The organism is Saccharothrix hoggarensis (assembly GCF_042678885.1).
Taxonomy (GTDB): Bacteria; Actinomycetota; Actinomycetes; order Mycobacteriales; family Pseudonocardiaceae; genus Actinosynnema; species Actinosynnema hoggarensis.
This window is the reverse complement of the sequence record NZ_JBHTLK010000076.1, coordinates 1-18,529: the sequence shown is the minus strand read 5'-3', so window position 1 is coordinate 18,529 and position 18,529 is coordinate 1. Positions and strand designations below refer to the sequence as shown.

Annotated in this window: 19 protein-coding genes and 1 tRNA gene; 10 read left to right on the top strand and 10 right to left on the bottom strand. The window is 72.4% G+C overall.

Translation table 11 applies throughout. The features are described from left to right. Positions 1–4 precede the first annotated feature (4 nt). The 3 genes from ACFQ3T_RS16665 to ACFQ3T_RS16655 all read right to left on the bottom strand — a co-directional run bounded on the left by ACFQ3T_RS16665 (position 5) and on the right by ACFQ3T_RS16655 (position 3,112). Positions 5–1,402, bottom strand: coding sequence for a PP2C family protein-serine/threonine phosphatase (locus ACFQ3T_RS16665; protein ID WP_380724180.1), 1,398 nt, complete (start codon positions 1,400–1,402; stop codon positions 5–7). Next, positions 1,399–1,860, bottom strand: coding sequence for an FHA domain-containing protein FhaB/FipA (locus tag ACFQ3T_RS16660; RefSeq protein WP_380724179.1), 462 nt, complete (start codon positions 1,858–1,860; stop codon positions 1,399–1,401). The genes ACFQ3T_RS16665 and ACFQ3T_RS16660 overlap by 4 nt, the downstream gene beginning before the upstream one ends. A gap of 67 nt (positions 1,861–1,927) precedes the next feature. Continuing rightward, positions 1,928–3,112, bottom strand: coding sequence for an FhaA domain-containing protein (locus ACFQ3T_RS16655; RefSeq protein ID WP_380724191.1), 1,185 nt, complete (start codon positions 3,110–3,112; stop codon positions 1,928–1,930). Positions 3,113–3,228: 116 nt separating this feature from the next. On the opposite strand from ACFQ3T_RS16655, the gene ACFQ3T_RS16650 reads away from it, so the two are divergent. The 3 genes from ACFQ3T_RS16650 (at position 3,229) to ACFQ3T_RS16640 (ending at position 5,362) form a co-directional block, all read left to right on the top strand. Continuing rightward, positions 3,229–3,314: transfer RNA gene (locus ACFQ3T_RS16650), tRNA-Leu, on the top strand. A 783-nt stretch (positions 3,315–4,097) separates the two neighbouring features. Next, positions 4,098–4,715, top strand: coding sequence for a hypothetical protein (locus ACFQ3T_RS16645; RefSeq protein WP_380724178.1), 618 nt, complete (start codon positions 4,098–4,100; stop codon positions 4,713–4,715). A gap of 14 nt (positions 4,716–4,729) precedes the next feature. Continuing rightward, a complete protein-coding gene (locus ACFQ3T_RS16640; protein ID WP_380724177.1) occupies positions 4,730–5,362 on the top strand; it encodes an NAD(P)H-binding protein in 633 nt (210 codons plus the stop codon). Positions 5,363–5,377: 15 nt separating this feature from the next. On the opposite strand, the gene ACFQ3T_RS16635 is transcribed toward ACFQ3T_RS16640, so the two are convergent. Further along, positions 5,378–6,655: a D-arabinono-1,4-lactone oxidase gene (locus tag ACFQ3T_RS16635; protein ID WP_380724176.1), complete on the bottom strand. Its 1,278-nt coding sequence runs from the start codon at positions 6,653–6,655 to the stop codon at positions 5,378–5,380. A gap of 70 nt (positions 6,656–6,725) precedes the next feature. Here ACFQ3T_RS16635 and ACFQ3T_RS16630 point away from each other — a divergent pair, with 70 nt between their 5' ends. Then, positions 6,726–7,913, top strand: coding sequence for an amino acid deaminase/aldolase (locus ACFQ3T_RS16630; protein WP_380724175.1), 1,188 nt, complete (start codon positions 6,726–6,728; stop codon positions 7,911–7,913). A 9-nt stretch (positions 7,914–7,922) separates the two neighbouring features. Here ACFQ3T_RS16630 and ACFQ3T_RS16625 read toward each other — a convergent pair whose 3' ends face one another. Further along, a complete protein-coding gene (locus tag ACFQ3T_RS16625) occupies positions 7,923–8,537 on the bottom strand; it encodes a TetR/AcrR family transcriptional regulator (RefSeq protein ID WP_380724174.1) in 615 nt (204 codons plus the stop codon). Positions 8,538–8,657: 120 nt separating this feature from the next. Here ACFQ3T_RS16625 and ACFQ3T_RS16620 point away from each other — a divergent pair, with 120 nt between their 5' ends. Genes ACFQ3T_RS16620 through ACFQ3T_RS16610 form a run of 3 tightly spaced genes read left to right on the top strand, consistent with a single transcriptional unit; the run spans position 8,658 to position 11,921 of the window. Then, positions 8,658–9,899, top strand: coding sequence for a glycoside hydrolase family 1 protein (locus ACFQ3T_RS16620; protein WP_380724173.1), 1,242 nt, complete (start codon positions 8,658–8,660; stop codon positions 9,897–9,899). Between the two features lie 47 nt (positions 9,900–9,946). After that, on the top strand, positions 9,947–11,119 hold the full coding sequence (locus ACFQ3T_RS16615; protein ID WP_380724190.1) for an MFS transporter: 1,173 nt from the start codon (positions 9,947–9,949) through the stop codon (positions 11,117–11,119). 16 nt (positions 11,120–11,135) lie between these two features. Next, on the top strand, positions 11,136–11,921 hold the full coding sequence (locus tag ACFQ3T_RS16610) for an SDR family NAD(P)-dependent oxidoreductase (protein ID WP_380724172.1): 786 nt from the start codon (positions 11,136–11,138) through the stop codon (positions 11,919–11,921). A 349-nt stretch (positions 11,922–12,270) separates the two neighbouring features. Here ACFQ3T_RS16610 and ACFQ3T_RS16605 read toward each other — a convergent pair whose 3' ends face one another. Both ACFQ3T_RS16605 and ACFQ3T_RS16600 read right to left on the bottom strand, forming a co-directional pair. Continuing rightward, on the bottom strand, positions 12,271–12,630 hold the full coding sequence (locus tag ACFQ3T_RS16605; RefSeq protein ID WP_366195961.1) for a hypothetical protein: 360 nt from the start codon (positions 12,628–12,630) through the stop codon (positions 12,271–12,273). A 13-nt stretch (positions 12,631–12,643) separates the two neighbouring features. Then, positions 12,644–12,994, bottom strand: coding sequence for a hypothetical protein (locus ACFQ3T_RS16600; RefSeq protein ID WP_380724171.1), 351 nt, complete (start codon positions 12,992–12,994; stop codon positions 12,644–12,646). A 252-nt stretch (positions 12,995–13,246) separates the two neighbouring features. Here ACFQ3T_RS16600 and ACFQ3T_RS16595 point away from each other — a divergent pair, with 252 nt between their 5' ends. The 3 genes from ACFQ3T_RS16595 to ACFQ3T_RS16585 all read left to right on the top strand — a co-directional run bounded on the left by ACFQ3T_RS16595 (position 13,247) and on the right by ACFQ3T_RS16585 (position 15,891). After that, complete coding sequence (locus ACFQ3T_RS16595; RefSeq protein WP_380724189.1) at positions 13,247–14,569, top strand: helix-turn-helix domain-containing protein; 1,323 nt, start codon at positions 13,247–13,249, stop codon at positions 14,567–14,569. A 22-nt stretch (positions 14,570–14,591) separates the two neighbouring features. Continuing rightward, positions 14,592–15,482 (top strand): aminoglycoside phosphotransferase family protein, encoded by an 891-nt coding sequence (locus tag ACFQ3T_RS16590; protein ID WP_380724188.1) that lies wholly within the window; start codon positions 14,592–14,594, stop codon positions 15,480–15,482. Between the two features lie 115 nt (positions 15,483–15,597). Next, positions 15,598–15,891 carry a hypothetical protein gene (locus ACFQ3T_RS16585; protein ID WP_380724170.1) on the top strand — a complete coding sequence of 98 codons (294 nt, stop codon included), beginning with the start codon at positions 15,598–15,600 and terminating at the stop codon, positions 15,889–15,891. A gap of 46 nt (positions 15,892–15,937) precedes the next feature. Here ACFQ3T_RS16585 and ACFQ3T_RS16580 read toward each other — a convergent pair whose 3' ends face one another. From ACFQ3T_RS16580 to ACFQ3T_RS16570, 3 genes are all read right to left on the bottom strand, one after another. Then, a complete protein-coding gene (locus ACFQ3T_RS16580) occupies positions 15,938–16,741 on the bottom strand; it encodes an NAD(P)H-binding protein (protein WP_380724169.1) in 804 nt (267 codons plus the stop codon). Positions 16,742–16,803: 62 nt separating this feature from the next. Then, on the bottom strand, positions 16,804–17,826 hold the full coding sequence (locus tag ACFQ3T_RS16575) for a copper resistance D family protein (RefSeq protein WP_380724168.1): 1,023 nt from the start codon (positions 17,824–17,826) through the stop codon (positions 16,804–16,806). Further along, positions 17,823–18,437 carry a copper resistance CopC family protein gene (locus tag ACFQ3T_RS16570; protein ID WP_380724167.1) on the bottom strand — a complete coding sequence of 205 codons (615 nt, stop codon included), beginning with the start codon at positions 18,435–18,437 and terminating at the stop codon, positions 17,823–17,825. The genes ACFQ3T_RS16575 and ACFQ3T_RS16570 overlap by 4 nt, the downstream gene beginning before the upstream one ends. Between the last annotated feature and the right edge of the window lie 92 nt (positions 18,438–18,529).

Here is an 18,529-nt window from a genome sequence, read left to right as displayed (position 1 = left end):
GCGACTACTGACCCTTTCGGCAATCCGTGCCCGGCTTCTGCACGGGCGTGGTGAGGGGAGTCCCCTCGACGGTGGTGGTCGGCGGCGCCTCGGACGACGCCGCCGACGGCTGGGCCGTGGTGGACGTCGCCGTCGTGGCCCCGGTGCTGCCCTCCGGGCTGTCCTTCGGGCAGAACGGCAGCGTCTGCTCGGTGCGCAGCCGGCGGATCTCCTCCCGGGCGTCCTCCAGGCCGTCCACGTCGGTGATGCCGTTGCGCACCACGTTCCGGATGGCGACCTTCAGGTCGTCCACCATGATCGGCTCGCACGCCTGCGCGCCCGGCGGGCACGAGCCCTCCACCCGGCGCTGCAGGTCGAAGCCGAACACGCTGCCGGTGACCCCGCGGAAGACCGACACCTCGCCGTTCTCCGCCGCGCCCACGTAGTACTGGCGCAGCACGTACCAGCGCGTCGCCAGGCCGGCGCCCGCGACCAGGAGCAGCAGGAACACCACCAGCGCGAGCGCCTTCAACCGGTTGTTGCGGGCCCTCCGGGGGTCCGGCGGCGGCTGCACCGGCTCGACCCGCTGCGGGATCGGCCGGGGTCCGGTGATGGAACTCGCCCGCGAGGCGGGCGAGTCGGGGGGAGGCGGGTCCTCGCTGCCGTCGCCGGCCGCGCCGCCCACGATGGGCGCGTCGTCCCCGAAGTCGACGTCGACCACGTCGGCGACGACGACCGTCACGTTGTCGGGGCCGCCGCCCTTCAGCGCGAGCTCGATCATCCGGTCCGCGCACGCCTGCGGGTCCGGGATGCGGATCGCCTCGTCCAGCGTCTCCATGCTGACCACGCCGGACAGGCCGTCGGAGCACAGCAGGTAGCGGTCGCCCGGACGGGCCTCCCGCACCATCAGCCGCGGCTCCACCTCGTGGCCGGTCAGCGCGCGCAGCAGCAGCGAGCGCTGCGGGTGCGTGGCCGCCTCCTCCTCGGTGATGCGGCCTTCGTCGATCAACGACTGGACGAACGTGTCGTCGTGCGTGATCTGCGTGAACGTGCCGTTGCGCAACATGTAGGCGCGCGAGTCGCCGATGTGCACCATGCCGAGCCTGCTGCCCGCGAACAGCACGGCGGTGAGCGTGGTGCCCATGCCGTCCAGGTCGGGGTCGCTCTGCACGAGTTCGGAGATGGCGCCGTTGCCCGCGATCACCGCGTCGCGCAACTGGCCGAGCAGGTCGTCGCCCGGCTCGTCGTCGTCGAGCGGCGCCAGGGCGGCGATCACCACCTTGCTGGCGACCTCGCCCGCGGCGTGGCCACCCATGCCGTCGGCGAGTGCGAGCAGGCGGGGGCCCGCGTACACGGAGTCCTGGTTGTTCGAACGGACCAGGCCCCGGTCGCTGCGGGCCGCGTATCGGAGGACGAGGGTCATGAGCGCAGCTCGATCACCGTTTTGCCAATTCGGATCGGGGAGCCGAGCGGGACCCGGAGTGGGGCCGTGACCTTCGCCCGGTCGAGATAGGTGCCGTTCGTGGAGCCCAGGTCCTCCACGTACCAGTCGGTACCGCGCATCGACAGCCGCGCGTGCCTGGTCGACGCGAAGTCGTCGTCCAGCACGAGCGTGGAGTCGTCGGCGCGACCGATCAGGATCGGCCTGCCGTCCAGGGAGATGCGCGTGCCCGCCAGCGCGCCGTGCGTGACGACGAGCTGCCGGGCCGCCTTGTTGCCCTTGGCGGCCTTGGCGGCGCCTCTGCCGAACTTCGGCGTCGGCACGCGCAGCCCCGACGCCGCGTAGAGGTCGGAGCGGACGACTCGAAGCGCAGCCAACACGAACAACCAGAGCAGGACGAGGAAACCCGCTCTGGTCAGCTGCATCACCAGCTCTGGCACCGGTTGTAACCGCTCCTGACTTGAGTGCCGCTACGCCACGCCCGACTCGACACGCCAGACCTGCTGGTCAGCCCTGGGTGCGGTACACCAGCGAGGAGTGGCCGATGCGGACGACGTCGCCTTCCGCGAGCTGCCAAGTCTGCACTGGAGTGCCGTTCACCGTGGTGCCGTTTGTCGAACCGAGATCAGCGAGCATTGCACTGTGCCCGTCCCACGTGATCTCCAGGTGCCTCCTGGAGACCCCGGTGTCGGGAAGTCGGAAGTCCGCTTCCTGCCCGCGGCCGACCACGTTGCCGCCCTGCTTGAGGTTGTAGGTGCGGTTCGAACCGTCGTCCAGGTGCAGCGTCGCGTTCAGCTGGCGGGGACCGGACTGGACCGCCGGCGGGGCGTAGCCCTGGGCCGGGTCGCCGTAGCCGGGCTGCTGGCCGTAGCCCTGGTCGTACCCGGGCTGGCCGTAGCCGGGCTGCTGCCCGTAGCCCTGGTCGTAGCCGGGCTGCTGGCCGTAACCCTGGTCGTACCCGGGCTGCTGGGTGCCGTAGCCCTGGTCGTAGCCGGGCTGGCCGTAGCCGGGCTGCTGCGTGCCGTAGCCCTGGTCGTAACCCGGCTGCTGGCCGTAGCCCTGGTCGTAGCCGGGCTGCTGCTGGCCGTAACCCTGGTCGTAACTCGGCTGCTGGCCGTAGCCCTGGTCGTAGCCCGGTTGCTGCTGGCCGTAACCCTGCTGGTCGTAGCCCTGCTGCTGCTGGCCGTAGCCGCCCTGTGCATAGGGGTCGTAGGCGGGCTGGCCCTGTCCTTGTCCGTAGCCGGGAGGCTGGCTCATGGATCCGTCTCCTGCAGTGCGAGGTGGTGCTGACCGTCGGCTGGCAACTTTCACGTCGGGGTCGACGGACGAGCTGGTTCGGAACTGTCCCGTGTGCAGCGCGTCGGAGCGCTCCAGGGAGACTACGACGTCACCATAGGTATCCCATCCGCTCTCTTCGAGGTGCTCCCGGATGGAGTCCCCCAGAAGCTGGGTGATGCGTAGTTCATCCTGGCCGTCCCCGGCAAGCCGATCGTGGTCCTGCGGACCCAGCAGGACCTGGAAGTGGTTCGGCGCGAGCAGCCTGCCACCCGCCAGCTGGCGGATGTTGCTCTCGGCCTCCCGCTGCAGTGCCTGGGCCACTTCCTGCGGGACGACGTTGCCGCCGAACACACGCGCGAAGGTGTTGCCGACGATGCCTTCGAGACGGCGCTCGAAGCGCTGTACGAGGCCCACGGCAACCCTCCGACCCGGTCGACTTCTCTGACCGATCGTATCCGGGGTGAGGTGGCGGTACACGGGGCAATTGGTAACCCGGACGGGGACCATGCTAGTGTTCTCCACGTCGCTCCGGGCGAGTGGCGGAATGGCAGACGCGCACGGTTCAGGTCCGTGTGTCCGAAAGGACGTGGGGGTTCAACTCCCCCCTCGCCCACCAGAGGGCTGATGCGAATCAGCCCCCGGTCGATCCGGTTCACCGGATTCGATCACCAAGTTCACACGCTGAGGCCCCGCAACCGCGGGGCCTCAGTGCTGTGCGGGGTGGTCCGGGTCGCGTGGGGTCTTCCGCGATATCACTCGTTCGGCCTACCGTGCCCGTCCGGTCTCGTTCGACCATTCGCGACCCGGCCGTGTGTGATAAGCGTTACTCCGGTTCGACGTTCGCGCGGTGACGAGTCCGCGGGCCGCCCGCGGGCGAAGGCGGAATTGTCACCGGTTGTCGTCGTGCGTGTCGCATCCGCCACGTCCTTTGCGATCCGCGTGAATCCGGCGGAGTCCGCGGGCGTCCCCGAGCGCCGAATTCACCGCCGCCCCGACGCGGTCGCACGACCCTTCGGGGTGGGCCGCGCGACGGGTGGCGGGCGGCGTTCCGGTGGCACGACACGGTGGCTGCGGGCGGTCGGTCGATTTCGTGCGGCGAGCGGTCGCGGTGGGGTGGCCGATGCGGTTCGGGGCGGGCCGGCGGGGGCCGTTCCAGGCGAGCCACGCACACGCTGGGCACGACTTGCCGGGTCACCGGGGCACGGGGGTCACCCAGACGGCAGCACCGCCGGACCGAAGTCCCTTCTGCGGTCGGCGACCGGTTACCGACCGCTCGACGCCGCCGATCGCAGGAGGCCCGTCGGCCAGGGGGTGCGACCGTCCCCACCTGGTACGCCTTACCCAGAGCACGAGTCGAACGCGGCGGATCGACCGCCGTGGTTGCCGAGGAGGCCCTGGCGTGAGCAGCACACCAGCACGGATCGCGGACACCGACAACGCCAGGGCGCTGTCGGCGACCGCGGTTCCGGTTCCCGAACTGCCCGGTTCCGTCGAGGAGCTGGCCGCCGCGGCGGCGGTCCGCCTCGGCTGGCACGGCGTGGTGCTGCCCGAGATGGTCCTCATGGGGCGCAAGGTGATCGTGGTCGCGGAGCTGCTGGCCGACGCGCACGCCGAGCGGGTGTGCCTGGGCGCGGCCCCCGAGCCGGACCGGACGACGGTGTCCACGTGGGTGTGGCCCGAGATGGACGGCCGCGTGCCGCCCGCCGCGGTGCGGATCGTCGGCGTGCTGGCGGTGGCCCGGCACTGGCGGACCGCGCTGGCCTCCGCGGTGCCGTTCGCGCGGTTCGGCAACGCCGCCGCGGTGCTGCCGACGTCGGTCGCGTTCACGCACGACTACCTGGCGAACTGCCTGCCGCGGGTGCGCCGCTACGGCGTCTCCGTGCTGCTGGCGGACGACGAGCGGCAGCTGAGCACGGACGTCGCGGGTCGCAACGAGACGGTGCCGGTCGAGGACACCGCGACCACCCGCTGGGTGAACGAACTGGTCTACGAGCAGGTGCTGGCGACCGCGTCCTGACCTACGGTCGGACCATGCGGGTAGTGATCGCGGGCGGGCACGGCAAGATCGCGTTGCGGGTGGAGCGGCTGTTGGCCGCACGGGGTGACAGCGCCACGGCGCTGGTGCGCAACCCCGACCACTTCGCGGACGTCACGGACGCGGGCGCGGTCCCCGTCCACTGCGACCTGGAGGCGACGGACGTCGCTTCGGTCGCGGAACTCCTGACCGGCGCGGACGCGGCGGTGTTCGCCGCGGGCGCCGGGCCCGGCAGCGGGGTGGCGCGCAAGGACACCGTGGACCGCGGCGCTTCGGCGCTGCTGGCCGAGGCCGCCGAACGGGCGGGCGTGCGGCGGTTCATCCAGATCAGCGCCACCGGCATCGGCCGGACGACCGGTGACGAGGTGTTCGACGCCTACCTGGCGGCCAAGGGCGCCGCCGAGGACGACCTGCGCGACCGCGACCTCGACTGGACGATCCTGCGGCCCGGCCGGCTGACCGACGACGAGCCGACCGGCCTCGTCGAGCTGGCCGAGACGCCCCTACGGGGTTCCGTACCGCGCGGCGACGTGGCGGCCGTCGTGGTGGCCCTGCTGGACCGGCCCGGCACCGTGCGCCGGACCTACGAGCTGATCAGCGGCCGGACCCCGATCGCCGACGCGTTCTGACGCGGGCGGTCGGGGTCAGCCCAGCACCCGGTCCAGGTAGGCGTTGGCGAACTTGCCGGTGGGGTCGACCTCGGCGCGGACCCGGCGGAAGTCGTCGAAGCGCGGGTAGCGGTCGCGGAGGGCGTCGGCGGCGAGGCCGTGCAGCTTGCCCCAGTGCGGCCGCCCGCCGACCGCGCCCGCGATCTTCTCGAACGCGTCGAAGTACCGCCGGTAGGGCATGCCGAGGTACTGGTGGACGGCGACGTAGGCGGTGTCGCGGCCGTGCGCGGTCGACAGCCAGATGTCGTCGCCCTGCGCGACGCGGACCTCCACCGGCACGATGACGCCGTGGTCGAGCCGGCCGACCGCCGCGCGCAGCTCCCGCAGCACGTCGTGCAGCGCGTTGCGCGGCACCGCGTACTCGCTCTCCACGAACCGGACCCGGCGCGGCGTGACGAACACGCGGTGCGACACGTCCCGGTAGACCCGTTCGGAGACGACCGAGCCGCACACCCGGTTGAGCGCCCTGGTGGTGGCGGGCACGGCTCGCGCCAGCTTGCAGACCAGCCCGAACGCGCCGTTCTCCAGCACCTCGTACTCGTAGAACCGGCGCAGCGGGGACAGCGGGGCGGCGGGTTCGTCCACCCGGTTGTTCCGCTTCAGGATCACCCGGTCGGAGTGCGGGAACCAGTGGAACTCGACGTGGTCCTCGACCGCGGTGAGGTGGTCGAACTCGTCGAGCACGGCGTCCAGCCGGCCGGGCGACTCGCGGGCGTGCAGCACGAACGCGGGCACGCACCGGAGGGTGACCGTGCTGATCACGCCGAGCGCGCCGAGGCCGACCCTGGCGGCGTGGAACAGGTCGGGGCGCTCGTCGGCGGAGCAGCGCGCCACCGTGCCGTCGGCGAGGACCAGCTCCAACGCGACGACCTGGGTGGCGAGGCCGCCCAGCTTCGCGCCGGTGCCGTGGGTGCCGGTGGAGATGGCGCCCGCGACGGTCTGCGCGTCGATGTCGCCGAGGTTCGCCAGGGCCAGCCCGAGCACGTCGAGCAGGGCGTTGAGCTGGTGCAGCGTCGTGCCGGACCGGACCGTGACGAGCGTGTCGGAGACGTCGGAGATGCCGGTCCACGCGTCGAGGTCGACGGCGACGCCGGGCGCGACGGCGATGTCGGTGAACGAGTGCCCGCTGCCGCGGGGGCGCACGGCGGACGCCCCCGTGACGACGGAGGCGAGTTCGTCGACGCTCGCCGGGTGCTCCACGCGGTGTGGGTTCGCGGACGCGGTGCGCGCCCAGTTCGTCCACGGCGTTCCCATGCCACCTCCGGTGCGACGCGATCCACGAACCGTAGGTGAAAGCTATTCACCTTTCAAGTACCGTGAGCCCATGCAGCCCCGCACGCGCCTCGACGCCGCGACGAAGGAGCACGATCCTCCGTTCGCGATCGTCGACCTGGACGCCTTCGACAGCAACGCGGCCGACCTCGCGCGCCGCGCGGGCGGGCGGCCGATCCGGGTGGCGAGCAAGTCCGTGCGCGTCCGCGCGCTGCTGGAGAGGGTGCTCGAACGGCCGGGGTTCGCGGGGGTCATGTGCTACTCGCTGGCCGAGGCGCTGTGGCTGTCCTCGGTGGACCTGTCCGAAGACCTCCTCGTCGCGTACCCGACCGTCGACCAGGAGGCGTTGACCCGGCTCGCGGAGGACGACAAGGCGCTCGGGCGGATCACCGTCGTGGTCGACTCGACGGCGCACCTCGACCTGGTCGACGCCGTGCTCGGCGCCCACCACCCGGAGGTCCGGGTGTGCCTGGAGCTGGACGTGTCGTGGCGGCCGCTGCCGGGCCTGCACATCGGCCCACGGCGTTCTCCCGTGCACACGGCACGCGAAGCGCGCGCTCTGGCCGAGGCGATCGCGCGGCGGCCGGGGTTCCGGCTCGTCGGCGTGATGGCGTACGAGGGGCAGATCGCGGGCCTCGGCGACCAGCCGCCGGGCAAGCAGCTGCGCGGCGCGGCGCTGCAGTGGATGCAACGCCGCTCCGCCGCCGAGCTGGTCGACCGCCGGGCGGCCGCGGTCGCCGCCGTGCGCCGGGTCGCCGAGCTCGAGTTCGTCAACGGCGGCGGCACGGGCAGCCTGGAGGTCACCGCCGCCGACCCGTCGGTCACCGAGCTCGCGGCGGGCTCGGGCCTGATCGGGCCGACGCTGTTCGACGGCTACCGCGGGTTCCGGCCCAGACCCGCCGTGCTGTTCGCGCTGCCCGTGGTGCGCCGGCCGAAGCGGCACGTGGCCACGGTGTTCGCGGGCGGCTACATCGCCTCGGGCACCGCCACCGCCGACCGCCAACCGACGCCGTACCTGCCGGTCGGGCTGCGGCTGCTGCCGATGGAGGGCGCGGGCGAGGTCCAGACCCCGGTGGTGGGCCGGGCGGCCGACGCGCTGCGGCTCGGCGACCGCGTGTGGCTGCGTCACGCCAAGGCGGGTGAACTGGCCGAGCGGTTCACGCACTACCACGTCGTGAGGGGTGACGTGGTGGAGCGGACCGTGCCCACCTACCGGGGCGAAGGGCACTCGTTCGGCTGAACTTCGGACCTAGTCGGGCAACCTGGTCGACAGGTAGCCCCGGACCAGGGCCTTGGCCTCGTCCAGGATGCGCTGGTCGCCGGCCGGGTCGCGGCGGAACGCCAGGTTCAGCACGCCGTCCGCCGCCTCCACCGCGATCGAGATCGGCAGCTGCAGCTCGGCCAGGGGGATGCCGAACTTGGTCGAGATCATCTCGGCGATGCGGTCGGAGATGACGGTGTTGTTGTCGCGCCGGTCGTCCAGCAGCCGCATGTCCACCACGTCGCCGAAGTGCAGCTTGGAGAACGCGGGCACCTCGCGGTGCATGGAGACGTAGACGTCGAAGATCGAGTCCACGGCGTCCCACCAGTGCTCCAGCGTGGTGGAGGTGAACCGGCCGTCCACCGTCTGGATGAACTTCTCCAGGTTGCGCAGGGTCAGCGCCTGCACGACGGCCCGCTTGTCCGGGAAGAACTGGTACAGCGAGCCGACCGCGACACCCGCGCGCTCGGCGATCAGCGTTGTCGTGACGCCGTCGTAGCCGACCTCCTCGATGAGCAGGGCACAGGCTTCGAGCATCCGCTCGACGCGCTTGGCGCTGCGCTGCTGCACCGGTTGGCGGCGCAACGGGGTCGTACTGGTCACGGCGACTCCTGCGGAAAAAGTTGGCGGGTCTCCATAGTGCCCGGTGGTGGACCATTCCACTTCACTTCGGGGCGCAACACGCCTACGATCCGAATGACTTTCACGTTCTGGGAGGTACGCGTGACCCGTCCCGACGACGTCCTGGGCGCCGACTTCCTCTGGGGCGTCTCGACCTCCGCCTTCCAGATCGAGGGCGCGTTCACCGCCGGCGGCAGGCAGCCGTCCGTGTGGGACGCGTTCCCGGCGTTCGAGGGGCAGGACGCCTCGGTGGCGTGCGACCACTACCACCGCTACCGCGAGGACGTCGGGCTGATGCGGTCCCTCGGCGTCGGCGCCTACCGGTTCTCCGTGTCGTGGCCGCGGGTCCTCGCGGGCGACCTGGAGTTCTACGACCGGCTCGTGGACGAGCTGCTGGAATCCGGCATCGCGCCCGTCGCCACGCTGTACCACTGGGACACGCCCGTCGCGGTCGAGGGGGCCGGCGGCTGGCTGCACCGCGACACCGCCCACCGGTTCGCGGAGTACGCCGGGACGGTCGGCGCGCGCCTGGCCGACCGGGTCGCGATGTGGATCCCGATCAACGAGCCCGCGATGGTGACGCTCCTCGGGTACGCCGTCGGGCAGCACGCGCCGGGCAAGGCCCTCCTGTACGACGCGCTGCCCACCGCGCACCACCTCAACCTGGCGCACGGGCTGGCCGCGGGCGCGCTGCGGTCCGCCGGGGCGCGCGCGATCGGCACGGCCAACAACCACACGCCCGCGTGGCCCGCCGGTCCGTCCGACGTCCCGGCCGCCGAGGCGTACTCCGACCTGCACAACTGGCTCTACGCCGACGCGCAGCTGGCCGGGCGCTACCCGGACGCGCTCGCCGACCGCTTGCCGATCGTGGACGGCGACCTGGCGATCGTCGCCGCGCCGCTCGACTTCTACGGCGTGAACTACTACAACCCGACCCGGCTGCGGACTCCGTCCGAGGGCAACCCGCTGCCGTTCGAGCTGGTCGAGATCGAGGAGTACCCGAAGACCGGCTTCGGCTGGCCGGTCGTGCCGTCCGGCCTGTCGGAGATGATCTCACTGTTGCGAGATCGCTTTGTCGACTTGCCGCCCGTCTACGTGACCGAGAGCGGGTGCAGCTACCCCCACTCCCTCGACGACACCGAGCGGATCGCGTACCTCGACGGGCACATCGCCGAAGCCGTGAAGGCCGGCGCGCGCGGGTACTTCGTCTGGTCCTTGATGGACAACTTCGAGTGGGACTCCGGGTACTCGCAACGGTTCGGGCTCGTCCACGTCGACTACGCGACGCAACAACGCACACCGCGTGCCTCCTACGAGTGGTACCGCGATCGGATCAGGCAGTGACGGCGGAGGCGTTGGCCGAACCGGTCGTCCCCGTCCGCCGGTCGTGGATGACGTGGCTGTTCCTGGCCAACCTCGGGCTGTGGCTCGCCGTCTACGCCCCCATCCAGGTGCTCCTGCCGCAGCAGGCCGAACTGGTCGACGCGGCCGGCAAGGAAGCCGTGTTCGGCCTGGTCACGGGCGTCGGCGCGGTGGTCGCGCTGATCGCCAACCCGCTGATCGGGCTGTCGTCGGACCGCACCACGTCCCGGTTCGGCCGCCGGCACCCGTGGACGCTCGCCGGCGCGCTGCTCGGCGCGGTCGGGCTGGTGGTGCTGTCGTCGGCGTCCTCCGTCGGGGTGATGGTGATCGGGTGGTGCCTGGTGCAGGCCGGGCTGAACGGGATGCTCGCCAGCCTCACCTCCGCCGTGCCCGACCGCGTGCCCGTGCGGCAGCGGGCCAAGGTCGGCGGGCTCGTCGGCGTCTCCCAGATGCTCGGCACGGTGCTCGGCGCGGTCGTGGTGACGGTCCTGGTCAGCGGCCTGCCGGCGGGGTACCTGGCGTGCGCGGCGGTGGTCGTGGCGGGCGCGCTGGCGTTCGTCCTGATCACGCCGGACGTCCGGCTGCCGGTCGCCGCCCGCCCCGCCCTGCGGTGGCGCGAGCTGTGGGTCTCGCCGAGGCGGCACCCCGACTTCGCCTGGGCCTGGGCCGCCCACTTCATGATCAACCTCGGGAACGCGTTCGGCACCCTCTACCTGCTGTACTTCCTCGGCGACGTCGTCCGGCACCCGTCGCCCGAGGACGGCCTGCTGGTGCTGATGCTGCTCTACGGCGCGGCGCTGGCGATCGGCGCGTTCGCCGTCGGCGCCCGCTCCGACCGCACCGGCCGCCGCCGGCCGTACGTGCTGCTCGCGGCCGGCGTGATGGCGTCCGCCGCGCTCCTGCTCGCCGCCTGGCCCACGTGGACCGCGGCCCTCGTCGCGGCGCCGCTGCTCGGGGTCGGCTTCGGCGGGTACTGGGCGGTGGCGCTCGCCCTGCTCACGCAGGTCCTGCCCGCCGCGTCCGACCGCGCGAAGGACCTCGGCGTGCTGAACATCGCGAACTCGCTGCCCCAGGTGGTCGCCCCGCTGCTGACGACGTACGTGCTCGCGGCCCTCGGCGGGTACCGCGGCCTGTTCGCCGTCTCCGCGGCGGCCACGCTGTGCGCGGCCGTGCTCGTGACCAGGGTCCGATCGGTGGCATAGGGGGAGAACGTTGCGGTTGGCGGGTAGAGCGGTCGTGGTGACCGGCGCGTCGCAGGGCATCGGCGCGGCGACCGCCCTGACGCTCGCGAGGCGCGGTGCGGTTGTCGTGCTCGTGGCACGGGGCGCCGAAGCGCTCGACCGGCACGTCGAACGGATCAGGGCGACCGGTGGGCGTGCGGTGGCCGTTCCGGCGGACCTCGCGGACGTCGACGGGATCGGCGCGCTCGCCGAACGGGTCGTCGCCGAGGTCGGCGTGCCGGACGTGCTGGTGAACAACGCGGGCGTCGGCCGCTGGCTGTTCCTCGACGACACCCCGACCGCCGAGCTGGCCGGGATGATCGCCCTGCCGTTCACCGCCGCACTGCACCTGACCCGCGAGTTCCTGCCCGGCATGCGGGCCCGCGGTTCGGGGCGCGTGGTCAACGTCAACTCGCCGGTGTCCCGGCTGCCGATCCCCGGCGCGACGGGCTACGCGGCGTCCCGCTACGCGCTGCGCGGGCTGACCGCCGCGTTGCGCCTGGACCTGCGCGGCACCGGCGTCGGCGTGAGCGAGGTCGTGCCCGGCAAGGTCAGCAGCCGGTACTTCGCCAACAACCCCGGCGCGGAGGAGCGCATCCCGGCGCTGGCCCGGCTCATCCCCACCGTGACGCCGGACGACGTCGCGACGCGGATCGGGCGGGCCGTCGAGCGGGACCTGGACGAGGTGGTCTTCCCGTGGCAGCTCAAGGCGTTCGACGTGGCGGGCCGCCTGTTCCCCGGGCTCACCGGCTACCTGACCTGGCGGACCGGCACCCACCGCTGACCCGCGCCCGCCGCTGGCCCGCGCCCACCGCCGACCCACGCCCACCGGTGATCCGCGCCCACTGGTCATCCGCGCCCACTGGTGATCCGGGGCCGGACGTGGAGACGGCCCCGATGTCCGCGCGGGAGGTGCGGACATCGGGGCCGACGTGGTGCCCGCGGACCGGTGTCGGTCGGGGAGGGAAGGTGTGCACAACACCGGCCCGCGGCTGTCTGTGTGGAGTTGTGGCAGTACTAGCCGGCCGGCGGTCCGTTCGTCGCGGTCGGGGGTTCGCACGTCCCGGACCGCCGGCCAGTAGGCGGGTGCTCGACCGTGTCGCGTCGGGGGAACGACAGGTCGGGGCCGCCCGTTAGTGGGCTCGGACCACTCCCCGGCGCGACCGGGTGACAGGAGGCGTCACCGGCGCCGATCGGAGGTGCCGAGCCGGGCGCGGGGCCAAACCGCCCGCGACCAGGTGTTCGTACGCGGCGCGCCACACCGAGCACGGGCTCTTCTGCTGCCGCCACCGTCCGGAGCACTCGGGGCAGTTGCCCTTCTCGTCCGGTTCGTGCGCGGCGAGCAGCGCCCGCCAGCCCTCGGTCAGCCGAGGGAGCTCGGAACGTGCCACCGACAGGAGGGACGGGGCGTCGGCCTCGTTGGCCAGCTCCGTGAGCAGGTCCAAGCGTTCCCACACCGCGTTGCGAAGAACTTGTCCGAGGATCTCGTCCACCGAAACGTCACCGTCACCTTTCCGCCTGCTCGGCGGCCTCACGTAGCGCGGCCCTGAGTTGTACGAGTTGGTCGGCCGAGAGGACCGCCGTCTCACCGGGCGGGCCGACCAGGACCACGCGGCCCCGGTCGACCATCACGGTGAGGCAGCGCTCCCGGTCGACCACGTCGCTGCAGCGAATGCGCCACCAGCGACGTTGCCCGGTCGTGCCGCGCCATCCGGAGCCGAGGTCGGTCGGCTCCTGGACGGACAGTGGAGCCGGAGCGTCCCCGACCGCGGTGACGGCGGGCGCAACCGGTCCACCAGTGCTGGTGGCCACCGCCCGCTCGATCAGGTCCACGATCAGGTTCCTCTCCGTGCTCACTCGCTTACCGGAACCTAGATTGCGATGATTCAACCCGGATCGGGACGTCATAGCGCTGGCCGGTGCCCGTCCCACGGTAAGCGGTCACCGGAGTTCGGCAGGGCCGATCAGCTCTGCTGATCGGTACTTCTCGCAGTCGGGGGAGTGCCCCTACTCTGCGGTTGACGCCCAAAGGACTGTGAGGGGGCGCAATTGAACACCATCGGTTCGCCGAGTTCTCCTGTTACACCAGACGTCTGGGACCAGCAGGAGATGCGCGACGCCCTGGCCAGACGAGAGATCAGCGCGGTCTACCGCCTGCTCCGACGGCACGGGGTGTCGCAGCGCCAGATCGCGGCGCTGACGGGCCAGTCGCAGTCCGAAGTCTCGGAGATCCTCAAGGGACGCCAGGTCATGGCCTACGACGTCCTCGCGCGGATCGCCGCCGGCTTGGGTGTCCCCAGGGGGTACATGGGTCTCGCTTACGACGAGGCCACGGCAGTGAGGGTGGCCGCCACGGCGGAGGCACCCCATTCTGAGGAGGACGAGTCGGTGAAGCGAAGGAAGTTCCTCGCGCACGCCGCCGCCATCACCGTCGGCGCGGCCGTGTTCGGTACGGACTCCGGGTCTTGGGCTTCGTCGCCCGCGCAGACTCCGGCCCCTGGCCGCATCGGCATGACCGACGTCCGACAGGTCGAAGCGGCCACCAGGGCGTTGCGCACGTTGGACTACCAGTACGGCGGCGGCTCCTGCCGCGACGCGGTCGTGGCGCAGCTGTCGTGGGGCCAGCAGATGCTCGGCGCCAACGCCACCGACCTGGTCAAGGAGCGGCTCTACGTCGCGCTCGCCGACCTGCACAACCTGGCCGGCTGGACCTCGTTCGACACCGGCCTGTACGACTCCGCCCGCAACCACTTCGGCCAGGCGCTCGGCCTCGCCAAGCAGGGCCGCAAGGAAGAGCTCGTGGCCAACATCCTGTACCGGATGGGCCGCGTCTACCTGCACCAGGACGCGCCGGACGACGCGCTGAAGGTGTTCCAGCTCGGCCAGCTGGCCGCCCAGAACTCCGGCTCGGAACTCGCCGTCGGCATCCTGTGCGCCAACGAGGCCTGGGCCTACGCCAAGATGGGCTCCGACGACCAGGCGCTGAAGCTCCTGGGCCGCGCGCGCGACGAGTTCGCCCGCGCCAACATCGGCGAGGCGCCCGCGTGGGCGAAGTTCTTCGACGCCAACGACCTGTCGGCGATGATCGGCACGGTCCACACCGAGCTGGCGCAGACCGTGGACGCCAAGTACACCCGCACCGCGGTGCCCGCGCTGACCAAGGCCATCGGCGGCTACGGCGAGGACATGACCCGCAGCCGGTCGTTCAACCTCACCTCGCTGTCGATCAACCACCTGCTGGACGGCGACATCGACCACGGCGCCCGCCTCGGCCGGCAGGCGATCGAGCTGTCGGAGGGCCTGAAGTCGGTCCGCACGAAGGACCGGATGAGGCCGCTGCTGCACGAGGCGGAGAAGCGCCGCAACAACCCGGATGCCCGTGAGCTGGCGGAGCGCCTTGCGAAGTTCACCGGCAACGACAGCGCGGCCTGACGCCGCCGCGGGGGTCGGACTCCTGGACGGCAGGTTCACCCCCGACGCGCTGACCGCCGTCCTGGAACGGCTGTGCGCCGAGCTCGGGTTGGCGCACCGCGGCGCCCGGCTCGTGAAGTTCACCAGCAACGCCGTGTTCGACCTGCCCGCGGAGCGGGTCGTGGTCCGGATCGTCGGCTCGATGAACCTGCGCCACCGGGCGCACAAGGTGGTCGAGGTCGCGCGGTGGCTCGCCGCGCACGACGTGCCCGCGGTGCGGCTGGTCGAGGACGTCCCGCAGCCGTTGGAGGTCGGCGACCACCTGGCCACCCTGTGGCACACCGTGCCGTCCGGCGGGAGACCGGTCGACGGCCGTGACCTGGGCCGGGTGCTGCGGCAGGTGCACGCGCTGCCCGCGCCGGCGTTCGAGCTGCCGCGGTGGACGCCGCTGGACGACGTGCGGCGGCGGATCGCGGACGCGGAGGAGCTGTCCGCGCCGGACCGCCGGTTCCTGGAGGACCGGTGCGCCGCGGTGGAGCACCGGCTGGCCGGCGTGCGGACCGTGCTGCCGCCCGGCGTGCTGCACGGCGACGCGCACCTGGGCAACCTCATCCCCAGCCCGGACGGCCCCGTGATCTGTGACTTCGACTCCACCAGCCTGGGCCCGCGCGAGTGGGACCTGAGCACGCTGCCGGTCGGCGTCGCCCGGTTCGGCCACCCCGCCCGGTGGTACCGGCAGCTGGCCGACGAGTACGGCTTCGACGTCGCGAGGTGGACCGGGTTCCCGGTGTTGCGCGAGGTCAGGGAGCTGAAGCTGACGACGAGCGTGCTGCCGATCATGCGCAGCCACCCCGGCGTGCGCGACGAGCTGCACCGCCGGCTGAAAGCGCTCCGGGCGGGCGATACCACGACTCCGTGGACGCCCTACCGTTGATCACCCGATCGTGGGCAATCCCGCGTGATGTGGCCGCGGGGACGAACCCGTAACGCCGCACGCGCGTCTGACGAATGACGCATCGACGGGATGCGTGACGGGTCGCGAGGTGCGCGTGGTCGGAAAACTGCGGGGTGGGCGGCGTGGGCGCGCCAAGCGCGCGCTGGAAGCCGCCAGGATGCTGGACGAGGTCGTGGACACCCAGCTGCCGCTGCTGGCGTCGTTCGACGAGCGCCGCCGCCGCCGTTCCGCGGACTACCTGGCCGAACTGGTGAAGCTCGCCCAGGACTACCGCTACTTCGCCAACGGCTGGATCGACGCGGCCGAACTGGAGCGGCGGGGCCGGCGCGCGATGACGGAACTGACCCGGCTCCGCGAGGACCCCACCGCCCGACTGTTCAGCGACTAGGGCGTTCGGCGCAGCTCGTCGCACCGAACGGACCACTCACCGATGGCTACCCGCGCCAGGCTCCTCCCTCCCACGCCGCCGCGGCGTAGTCGCGGAAGCTCTTGGGCGGTCGGCCGGTGACCCGCTCGACGGTGTCCGTCGGCTCCGACTCACCCCACGCGTCCCACGCCGCGATCTGCTGTTCGGCCAGGTCGGCGGGCATGACGGCCCGGTAGTCGTCCGGCGTGCCGCGGTACTCGACGGCCCGCCCGGTCAGCCGGGTGATCTCCGCCAGGGCGTCCGGGAACGACAGCGCCTCCGGACCGGTCAGCTCCAGCACCTGCCCCTCGTGCCCGTCACGGGTGAGCGCGGCGACCGCCACCGCCGCGATGTCGTCGGCGTCGACGAAACCCAGCCGCCGGTCGCCGAGGGGCAGCACGAGTTCGCCCGCGAGCACCGAGGGCCGGAAGAAGCCCTCGTCGAAGTTCTGGTCGAACCAGTCCGGCCGCACCGCGGTCCAGTCGACGCCGGACTCGCGCACCAGCCGTTCGGCGGCGAGCAGCCGCTCGTCCCGCATCTCCTCGACGCCGCGGCTGGAGAGCAGCACGAACCGCCGCACGCCGCGCCTCACGGCCTCGTGCGCGAACTCCGGTTCGACGGGCAGTTCGTGCGGCGCCATCAGGTAGACGCGTTCGACGCCGTCGAGCGCGTCCGCCCACGTGGTGGGGTCGGTCCAGTCGAATCGCACCTGGTCGGGGGCATCCCGGCGGGACGCCCGGCGCACCGGGTGGCCCGCTCGGGTCAGCTGAGCGGCCACCCGCCTGCCGGTCGAGCCGGTGGCCCCCAGGACGAGGATCGGTGAATCAGCCATGCCCCGACCTCATCACAGGGGTCCGACATCCCGGGCGCGCCGACACCTGGGGTGACGCCCGGTCAGGCGACCGGCGCCCGCGACAGGACGACGGCGAGGCCGAACGCGACGCCCATGACGGCCAGTTCGACCGCGGCCCACGTGACGAGCGCCGTGGGCTTGTGCTGGGCGATGTGCGGCAGCAGCCGCCAGCGGATGTTGGCGCCGAGGACCGCCAGCAGCGCCGCGCACACCACCTTGCCGACCAGCACCAGGCCGTACGAGGTGGTGAAGAGGGAGCCGGGCAGGGAGACGACCGGGTTCAGCGCCAGTTCCAGCAGGCCGTTGAACAGGCCCGTCACCGAGACCAGGACCAACGCCACCGTCGCCAGCTTGGAGAACTTCGGCAGCGCCTCGGCGAGCAGCCCGCGCCGGTGGGCGACCAGCACGACCAGGGCGGCCAGGCCGCCGGTCCACGCCGCCGCGCCGAGGACGTGCAGCTCCATCGAGATCATCGAGTAGTCGTGGTACTTCCAGTTCGACGCGTGGCCGGTCACCGGCAGCGGCAGGACGCCGAACATGGCGATCAGGATGCGCAGCTCGGCGGGCACGGTCTCGCCGCGCCGCACCGCCACGACCCCGATCCACAGGTACACCAGCGCGCACACGCCGCTGAACAACAAGCCCTGGCCCGCGCCGACGCGCTGGACGTAGTCCACGACCATCGGCATGGTCAGCTCGGCGTCGGGCCGCGTCTCGTACGCCCGGATCACGATGGACAGCAGGGCGGTGAACGCCCACACGGCCGCCGCGATCACGGCGGCGGGCCGGGCGACGCGCAGCACCGGCTCGGTGGCGGCGGGTCGCCCGAACCCGAGCAGCTTCGGCAGCAGCGACAGGCCGACGACGACCGTCGCGGCCACGTCCAGCAGCGTCCGGACCAGCGGGTGGGCGAACCGGACCACCGCGCCGGGCTGGGCGACGGCCACCGCTTCCGGGGTGGTCGACAGGCCGAGCCCCAGGAAGACGCCGACGGCTCCGCCCGCGAGCAGGCCGCCGGCGACCCAGTACCTGGTGGTCGGCGCGGTGGTCCGGTTCACCGTCATCGCCCGGGGTTCTCCGTGCCGCCGGACGGCCCGGCCTTGCCCGCTCCGCCGGCTTGGCCGGAGCGCGCCGTGCCGCCACCGCCGCCGCGCAGCGCGAGGAACACGCCGCCGCCCAGCAGCACGACGGCGCCCGCGATCCACACCCAGATGGGCACGCCACCCGCGCCGGGCGGCACGGACGCCGGGTCGGCGTCCGGCGAGACCGACACCGGCGCGGGCGTGCCGTCACCCGCCTTGGTGAGGGTGAACTTGATCGAGCCGGTCACCGGGTGCCCGTCCGCGGACAGCACCCGGTAGCCGACGGTGTACTCGGCGGCCGGCCCGAGCGGCCGGACCGGGAAGACGACGCTGTTGTTCTTGACCGTCGGCTCGCTGTCCGCTTCCCAGCGCGTGCCCTCGGGACCGGTGACGGTGACCGTGTTGAACTTCTCCCCGTCCTGCACGGGCTGGTCAAAGGTCAGCGTGATCGTCGTCGGTCCGGTCGCCAGCTGCGACCCGTCCTTCGGGTCGCTGCCGACGAGCACGTTGTGCGCGAGCGCCGGCGTGGCGGCGCCGAGGACGACCCCGCCCGCGACGAGGCCGGTCAGCAGCAGCGAGACGACGCGCCTCATGCCGTCGTCTTGCCCGTGCGGCGGGACCGCAGCACGGCGCCCGCTCCCAGCCCGAGTCCGAGCGCGCCGACGCCGCCGACCGCACCGCCCTG